The sequence below is a fragment of the Methanospirillum sp. genome (assembly GCF_035560735.1).
GTDB lineage: Archaea > Halobacteriota > Methanomicrobia > Methanomicrobiales > Methanospirillaceae > Methanospirillum.
The window spans coordinates 1-7,280 of record NZ_DATMYY010000361.1 but is presented as its reverse complement, the minus strand read 5'-3'; the positions used below and the strand labels follow the sequence as shown (position 1 = coordinate 7,280).

Genomic DNA, 7,280 nt, shown 5'->3' with positions numbered 1-7,280 from the left:
GGTTTCTATACAAAGATCACTATTATGAGAGAAAAATAATTGCAGACGCATGGAGTTACGGGACATATCGGCAGTTATGAGGAGTTTTTGAGGATGCCCCCAGATACTCTTTATGAGATCAGGGGAGTACATATATACACTTCAACGACTGGTTTGAGGAGTATCGTGCAACGGGTGATGAAATGAGACTCTTGATATTAGGACTTGGCACGGCTGGGAGTAGAATTGCTGATGCTATAGCAGAACCAGCCGCCGGATCAACCCGTAACACTCTTCATGTGATAGCTGTAGATAATGATCCAACTATCCTTGAGAATCTAAAATACATCAGAAGAGACAGAAAGGTCTACTTTCCAAAAGACTCCATCTCAACACCAGAACTCCTGACAACCACCTTTACCATTGATGAGGTGAAAGCCCAGCTCAAGTCCAATGATGCTGGAGGGCATGATGCAGTACTCCTCTGTGCAGGACTCGGAGGGGGCCTTATAGATCTGGTTCCTCATCTGGTTGGCATTATCAGAGAGACAATGTTTGAGCCGGTCTTTGCCTTGGTCACCCTTCCTTCTGATGATGAAGGGCAAGAACGTCTCAAACGGGCTGCAACAAATATGCGTCAAATCCGTTCAATCCTTGACGGAGTCATTGTCTTTGATAACCAGCTCTGGCTAGATAAAGTTCGTGAACAGATTGAAACAGCAGTTCAACAGCCCGGGCCGGGAGTCACAGAGCGGTTTTGGATTCCCGGCACCCCCGAGAAGACTTCTGTTGATCCCTACGACCTGATAAACCACCAGATCTCAAAACGGATTCAGTTTTTGATCCAGGCAGGAGAAGTACAGGATACACCGCCACAGATGGTGCTTGATACAAGAGAAATTCTGAATACCATCACAGGAATGGGACTAATTACAATAGGTCTTGCAGACGAAGTTCTTGAAGAACATTCAAAGATAGGGTTTTTCCGCCAAAAACAGGAGTCTCTCGTACATAGGCAGGAAAAGGCTGGAAGAATAGTGAAACTTGCTGAAAAAGCTGTATTCAGAGATATATCAGCATACAGCGAACTCTCATCAGCCAAAAAGGCTCTCATATTGTTGATCGGACCTGAAGATGAACTCTCCATGAAAGGGTTTATGGCTGTCAGAAAATGGATCGATGATAGCATCAATGGCTATGAACTCAGATCAGGTGACAGCCCTGTCTCATCACGACACGGCTCCCATGTAGCTGTCCTCATTGTCCTGTCTGGCTTGAGTGAGATACCCAGAGTCAGCGAACTTGATAGGTTAATTCAGAAGAATCAACCCCAATAAAAGAGTTAGTTTGAATTTACTATTCGGGAGAACGGAATTGTTCCTGCTCCAATTTCGGTTGTGAGTTTAAGGCCCTCTTCTGCCGCATATCCTATTGAATTCATCCCTGAATAAGAAACCAGGGATATCCGTCCAGGATCGGTTACCAGATTAAAGATCTGACCTCTTCCCATCATAAGAGGAAACCTGAAACCGCATCCCTGCATCCTGGTGATCAAATCAGACGCCCTATCCCATGATAAACCCGGAATCTGCCTGATATTTGCGAGAAGAACTCCGGACCCATCAGAAATAAACGGGCCAATCGAGGTGAGACCTGAGTTTATGAAGAGTTGTAAGGGATCGACTGTGGAACCCTGATAACCAATCAGATCTACAAATTCAATCGGTTTTTTATCCTCAATCCGTATCGTCCCTCCATATGCCATCTTTACAGGAATGCCATTGTGCTGGAACACACCATCCATAGTGATACTACAGACCGTCAGAATTCCGGTATGATCAGCAGGAACACGTGAGTCGCGATCCAGAAAGGCGAAGGATTTGAAAAAACTACATCCCGCATCCCGTACTCTGTCAAAAACTCTGGTCACTGCATCCAGTTTTTCATTTGGAACAATGGTAAGGTTATACGCCACATCACCGGTCGAAGTATCAGGGTTGAATGTGCTCTTAAATGCCAGCCGCTCAAGTTTTGATATAACAAAACCAATTCGGTCTTCTACCAGGGCGCGATCTGTCTCTGCTATACCGGTAGAGGTTAGAATTCTCCCCTGATTGCCAACCTTTTCAGTAAATCCACGGGTATCCAGATACCTGAGATAGTACTGAACAGCCCTGTCTGTCATCACATATCCCCGTTCTGCCAGAAGCTCAGAGAGGCGTTTTGCTCCCATAGGCTCCTGGTGATCCTTGAGGATTCGCAAAATCTCGATATACTTATGTTCAGTCTTGATCATCGTGCTGGAACCACTCCGTTACTATCCTGATACCGGCCATTATAGATCTCGTCACCAGCACTGACTTCTGAAAAGATCATCTGCACAACCCGATCGCCGGCTTTTATTGAAACAGGTTCTGGACCCATGTTTACCAGACAGAGTGTGAGATGACCTCTAAATCCGGGATCAACAAACCCCCCGCTGATAAGGAGGCCACGCCGTGCATATGAAGAACGACAACGAAGCGTGGCAGCAAGGTCACTAGGGAGCTCTACCCATTCCATTGTCGCGACCAGCGTCATCATCCCGCGTTCAAGTGTGTACTCTTCAGAAGCCCGAAGATCATATGAAGCAGGCTGTTGGCACTCAGAGCCATACGGCTCGAGAACAACACCTCCATTACCGGTAGGAACCCCAAGTCTCTGCCGGAGCGAGCGTGATGACAGAATCATACCATACAGGTAGGATAAAAATCATTAATATCTTACGGATGGAATTGTCTAGAGGATCCATGGGGTAGCGGATATCCTTCCGGGCTTCGAACCCGGGGACGTGGGTTCGATTCCCACTGGATCCGTAAAAAATTAGAGTGATCTCTTTCTGAGATCAATGCGTCTTTTCTTTGCACGTGATGATGGTCTCTTTCCACCACCCCGGAAATAGAGAATTCCAAGTAATACCAGTACCACAAGAATGATGATCCCTACATCTATCCATGGGAATGGAGTTGCTGTCTTCTCTTTCTCTTTTGGATTTAAGACCAGAATTACCGGGGATGAGACAGGAGGGATAATTGTTGTATTATTTTGCAGATACCCTGACAGGTTAGCCCCGATATGATAGGTCTGGTTTTCTATAAGGCTCAGGGTCGCAGTTCCATTGCTGTTACTTACTGCAACCTGTGAACCGTTTACCATAATTGAAGCATTGGAAAGAGATTTACTCTGATTATCCCGGATCAGAACAGGTACTGAAATGAGATCAGGAGAGAGATCAAAGATGATGTCTGAGTTGTTCGATGTGAGGTCAATGCTCCTGCTTTCAGGTTTGTAGCCTTTTTTACTCACACTGAAAAGATAGGACCGGATCTCTAGATCAGGGATAGAAATTCTTCCATATTGGGTAGTAAGTCCAACTGAATTGCCATCTATCCTCACATCTGCTCCTTCAATTGGTTGTTTTGCAGGATCATATACCGAGACAAACACAGTAGATTTAAGAGGCACAAGTACTACATCAAGAATTAAATCCTCTTCCCCAGGATTTTTCTGCAGGATTGTCTTCTCATATCCGGGTGATCTTGCTTCGATCATATGATCGACACCCCTGCTCATATTTGTGATCAGAATTCCTTTCGCATTTGTCTTCCCTGAATCTTTTCCGTCAGTAAGAATCTGAACATCTGCAACCGGGTGCTTAGTATCAGCATCCAGAACATGGAGAGAGATCCGATCACTTCTAATCATAGAGTACTGAGCCGCTGTATCCTCAAACCTGGTCACCAGTTTGTCCCTTATCGTCTGATATGTACCGCCAGCGATTGTGAGATCGTAAACCTGTTCAGTTCTGAGGGGAAGAAGAGCAGTCCCATTGGAATTGGTACGATTCTGTCTGGTAGTCCCATCCGGCAAACTCGCTTTCACCTGAATGTCAGGTAGAGGAAGAAGGGTATCAGCATCAAAAACCTGGATGATATACGTACAGTTGCGGATTTGCAGAGGGACAAGGAGCAGGGTGTCGTTAACAAGGGGCTTTCCCGTCCAGTCACGATATCCGGCCTTTGCAATCCGGAGAGCAGGAGGATACCCTTCATACGAGAGATTGTATGTCCCATTCTCATTAGTTGTTGCAGCATACTCACCATTCGTATAAATGAGTGCCTGAGGGATCGGTGCTGTTCGATCTGTCTGCTCAAATACCATAATATTGAGACCACAAACTGGAAAGATTGCCAGAAGGCATATCAGGAGGACTATCCCTCCACCTGATACCAGTTTGCGTATCTTATGTTCCATCAATCCCTCCCTATCTTAATGTGCAGCCATTTTCAAACCGAAGATCATTCTACACCGTTGTTGCGTTGCTTTGAGGGGAGCCATTCCCGCTGATTTGGAACACGATCCATAAGCATACCTTCCACAATAACAGGGCGTAGTGTTCTTGCAGTCTCAAGGGCTTTCTCAAGTCTCCATTTTCGCTCTGCATAGAGGGTAAATATTGGATCTCCACGTTTGAGACGTGTTCCTGGTTTCGCATGGATGTAGAGACCTGCACCATGATCATTTGGCGCTCCTGCCACACGTGCAATTGTAATCAGAGACTTATTGTTCAGATCCACGACATATCCGTCATGCTCTGCTTTGACGATATGGAAGTACTCCCCAAGTTTAACCAAATCTGAAGTGATTTCTGGATTGCCACCCTGAATCGCAATGATATCCTTCATCTTTTTCAGGGCTTTGCCTGACTTGAGAAGATCGAGAGCTAGAGCAGATCCCTCACCCCGGTTTGCTTTCCCCGCCAATTCAAGTGCTATCCCTGCAATCTCAGTGCTCTTCTCAATCAGGGAGTTGGGGGACTCAGATCCTTCCAGAATGGCAAGAGCCTCTTTCACCTCTAATGCCGGACCGATTGCTCGACCAACCGGAGCGTCACCATATGTGAGGGCGCATTCAACACGCATTCCAAGCCTATCACCGATCTCAATGAACGATTGGGCCAGTTTACGTCCTTCAGGTATAGAATGAACCTTGCAATTTTTACCAACCGGAATGTCAATGGCAACAACATCAGCACCAACAGCAAATTTCTTCGCCATGACACTCGCAATCATCTGTCCAACCTGATCAATTTTGAAAGGATACTCCTGAATGATGATCTTGTCATCTGCCGGAGCAATGTTGGTTGCACCACCCCAGACAATTACACCACCAGCCTTCTGTGTCATCTGCTGAACTTCAGCAGCCGAAAATTCAACAGGTGCCAAAACTTCCATCAGATCTGCAGATCCTCCGGCCCCCGTAATTGCACGGGAACTGGTCTTTGGGATAAGTAATCCTGCAGCTGCTATGATGGGTACCACAAGAAATGTTATCTTGTTTCCTGGAACTCCACCTATTGAGTGTTTGTCAACAATCGGTCCTGTATGAAACTCAAGTCGATCTCCGGTCTCAACCATCGAACGGGTGAGTGATTCTATCTCATCAATATCCAGATTGTTGATGTAGGAACTGATAACAAAGGCAGTGATCTCACTTGGTGAAAGATTATCATGAACAATATCCGTTACGATCATTTTGATCTCTTCCCGTGAGAGACGTTCTCCCTCCATCTTTTTTCTGATGTAATCCAGCGATACCGGACGATCAGATACTCTAACTTCTACAGATTCGCCATCTTTTACCTGTAACTGCTCGTTACTCTGATGATATATACCAAGTTTTCCTTGTTTAATGAGAGTAGAAGTAGTTTCAACATAATCTGCGATAGAGAAACCAGTTGAGAGATTTGTTATTTCAACCCGGTCTCCAGGAAAAACACCCAGAGTTTTTGCATCCTGCTGGTGCAGGAGCACACCCCGTGCTGCAATATCAACGAGGCGTACGGCTAGTTTCATGCCATAAAATTGATGTTGGATCCTATTTAGTGCATTGGAACATTGAAAGCCGTGAAAACGCAGAAAACTCCTTGACAGGAGATCAACACAAACAAAAAAAGAGGATTTAGGTTTTCAACCTTAGTTCCGGCGCAGTGCAAAGAATGCTACTGCTCCGAGGCCTGCGAGTGCTGCCATTGCGCCAAATCCTGGTGACTTCTTGGTCGGTTCAGGAGTTGGAACGGTGGTTGCCTTCTCGGTTGGCTTTGCGGTTGCTGCTGCAGTTGTTGCTACAGCGGTTGGCTTCTCGGTTGGAGTTGCGTTCTGCTGAGTAACATTTGCTGCTGGTGCTGCTGCAGTTGCGTTCTTGGTTGCGTTAACTGCTGGTGCTGCTGGGGTAACCTTTGCTGCCGGCTCTTTTGCTGCTGCCGGAGCGCCGCCTGCCTCAACAACGTTGAACAGTGAAGTCTCAACTGCATCAACAGTTACACCGGAAACACGGACGATGTACTCGTCTGGCTTGAAGGTGGATGCGTCAACACTGAAGCTCCACTTGTTCAGACCATCAGTGCCCTGCTGGACCTTGACAGTTCCGGTTGCGCCGCTGAACTCACCGCTCTGTGACTTGTCGGTCGGCTTGAATGAGGAAGAAGTAACCTCAACGAGCAGATCGTTGTCGTCGTATGCCAGGTTGGTGGTACCTGCGATCTCGAACTTGGAACCTACCTTCTGCTCACCGATCGGGTTGATGGTGATCTTGGGCTCCTCTACGAGGAACTGGAGCTTGGTGTAGGTGTCGTCTACCATGGCGTTGTTGATTGCCTGGATAAGTGCCTCTGCCGCATCAGTACCCTGGAGTGCACCCTGTCCGCCGATCTTGAAGAGCTGTGATCCACGGGTTGGGTATGAACCGAGTACGTTCTGTGGGTTGAGTGGGTTGTCCGGGTAGATATCGAATTCGTTGTTGTACATTGGGTGCTGGACTACTACGAAGTACTGACCTGCATAGAGGCTCTTGGTAGTTTCCTTGGTAACCTCGTACTCGAACGACATGTCATCGTTCACGGATTCGGTTGCGTAGATAACCTTGTTCTTACCGAGGATCCACAGTGCAACTCCCAGTGATGGGTCGCCTTCTGCTGTACCTCTGACGTAGAGCTTGTCACCCTTTGCAACGACTGAGCCGGATGCAGTTGCCTGGATGTATGGCTTCTTGATCACAAGTGAGACAGTGTCGTACTGTGCATCATTCAGGTGATCCTTGTCGTTTGGTGCACTTACTGCGTAGATAGTGTAGGTTCCTGCATCCATCTCGAGGTTTGCAGTCTGCCACTTGTACTCGTAAGTGTCGTCATCCTGAACATCAGCTACATCAAAGGACTGTGGCTGGTTGTTGTTGACTTCTTTCTTTGGAGACTTGAGCATTGC

At 46.9% G+C, this 7,280-nt stretch carries 6 protein-coding genes and 1 tRNA gene; 2 read left to right on the top strand and 5 right to left on the bottom strand.

Going from position 1 to position 7,280, the window contains the following annotated elements:
* Positions 1-182 precede the first annotated feature (182 nt).
* Complete coding sequence (locus VN429_RS10775; protein ID WP_325633160.1) at positions 183-1,316, top strand: FtsZ/tubulin family protein; 1,134 nt, start codon at positions 183-185, stop codon at positions 1,314-1,316.
* A gap of 5 nt (positions 1,317-1,321) precedes the next feature.
* On the opposite strand, the gene VN429_RS10770 is transcribed toward VN429_RS10775, so the two are convergent.
* Together VN429_RS10770 and dcd are read right to left on the bottom strand one after the other, a co-directional pair.
* Entirely contained in the window at positions 1,322-2,275 is a 954-nt protein-coding gene (locus tag VN429_RS10770; protein WP_325633158.1) for a DUF128 domain-containing protein, read from the bottom strand.
* The gene (gene dcd, locus VN429_RS10765; RefSeq protein ID WP_325633156.1) at positions 2,272-2,709 is read right to left on the bottom strand and encodes a dCTP deaminase; all 438 of its coding nucleotides are present in this window, start codon (positions 2,707-2,709) and stop codon (positions 2,272-2,274) included. The genes VN429_RS10770 and dcd overlap by 4 nt, the downstream gene beginning before the upstream one ends.
* 53 nt (positions 2,710-2,762) lie before the next feature.
* On the opposite strand from dcd, the gene VN429_RS10760 reads away from it, so the two are divergent.
* Positions 2,763-2,834 (top strand) — tRNA-Arg (locus VN429_RS10760).
* A 7-nt stretch (positions 2,835-2,841) separates the two neighbouring features.
* Here the strand turns inward: VN429_RS10760 and VN429_RS10755 are convergent.
* The 3 genes from VN429_RS10755 to VN429_RS10745 all read right to left on the bottom strand — a co-directional run.
* Complete coding sequence (locus VN429_RS10755; RefSeq protein WP_325633154.1) at positions 2,842-4,272, bottom strand: hypothetical protein; 1,431 nt, start codon at positions 4,270-4,272, stop codon at positions 2,842-2,844.
* Between the two features lie 44 nt (positions 4,273-4,316).
* Entirely contained in the window at positions 4,317-5,873 is a 1,557-nt protein-coding gene (locus VN429_RS10750) for an AMP phosphorylase (protein ID WP_325633152.1), read from the bottom strand.
* A 120-nt stretch (positions 5,874-5,993) separates the two neighbouring features.
* A partial coding sequence (locus VN429_RS10745) for an MEMAR_RS02690 family S-layer glycoprotein (RefSeq protein ID WP_325633150.1) occupies positions 5,994-7,280 on the bottom strand: 1,287 nt, incomplete at its 5' end.